The sequence below is a fragment of the Alkalibacterium sp. s-m-28 genome (assembly GCF_054658175.1).
The window spans coordinates 1-333 of sequence record NZ_BAAGIQ010000326.1 but is presented as its reverse complement, the minus strand read 5'-3'; the positions used below and the strand labels follow the sequence as shown (position 1 = coordinate 333).

Below are 333 nucleotides of genomic sequence, written 5' to 3'. Positions count from 1 at the left end.
TGGATTTCGCTCAGTTTGATCAAATGACCTGGGAGGGCTACTTTTTCGTTTCCCGCATTAAAAAGAATACAGCCGTTCATGTTCAAGCGCACCTGGAAGTGTCTCATGAATCAGGGATTATCAGTGACCAATTGGTTCAGCTGGGAAAATCGACTTACCTGACAGGTTTGTTTCGCTTAGTAACGATTGAACGTAAGCATCAATCAAATCTACGTATCCTGACGAACCGAATGGATCTTTCAGCAGAGGACATCGGAAAGATGTATCAATCAAGATGGCAGATCGAGTTGTTTTTTAAGCACATCAAACAACATTTGACCATTAAAACGTACT

1 protein-coding gene is annotated in these 333 nt (G+C 41.4%); it reads left to right on the top strand.

Features of this window, described 5'->3' with window-relative positions:
• Positions 1–333, top strand: a 333-nt coding sequence (locus ACYQ4S_RS12515) for a transposase (protein ID WP_459771502.1), incomplete at both ends; no start/stop codon positions are given.